Origin of the sequence: Bradyrhizobium sp. CSA112 (assembly GCF_029051645.1) — a bacterium.
Classification (GTDB): domain Bacteria; phylum Pseudomonadota; class Alphaproteobacteria; order Rhizobiales; family Xanthobacteraceae; genus Bradyrhizobium.
The window spans coordinates 1-541 of sequence record NZ_JAACFS010000132.1 but is presented as its reverse complement, the minus strand read 5'-3'; the positions used below and the strand labels follow the sequence as shown (position 1 = coordinate 541).

At 66.2% G+C, this 541-nt stretch carries 1 protein-coding gene; it reads left to right on the top strand.

The features are described 5' to 3' along the window. A partial coding sequence (locus GWE18_RS42000) for a cell division FtsA domain-containing protein (RefSeq protein WP_275191319.1) occupies positions 1-469 on the top strand: 469 nt, incomplete at its 5' end. Positions 470-541: the final 72 nt, after the last annotated feature.

Here is a 541-nt window from a genome sequence, read left to right as displayed (position 1 = left end):
CATCAAGGTCGAGAGCGGCTACGCCAAGCAGCTGCTGGCCGACCCGGAAGCGCAGGTGGAAGTGCCGGGCCTGGGCGACCGCAGCCCCCGCATGTTGTCCAAGCAGGCGCTGGCCGGCGTGATCGAGCCGCGCGTGGAGGAGATCTTCTCGCTCGTGCAGCAGGTGATCCGCGAATCGGGCTACGAGGAAGTGCTGTCGTCGGGCATCGTGCTCACGGGCGGCAGCGCGATCATGCCGGGCATGGTGGAACTGGGCGAGGACATCTTCCTCAAGCCCGTGCGCCGCGGCATTCCGAAGTATTCCAGCGCGTTGTCCGACATGGTGGCCCAGCCGCGTGCTGCTACCGTCATGGGTTTGCTCGAGGAGGCGCGGCAGGCACGCCTGCGCGGCTTCAAAGTGGCGCAGAAGAGCGGCTCGGTGAAAACGGCCTTCGGTCGGTTCAAGGACTTCATCGTCGGGAACTTCTGACATGTACGTCCCTCTGCACCGGCTCGCCCGTGGAAGTCCTTCCGGCCGCTACCGCCACCGATGGCCCAGTAC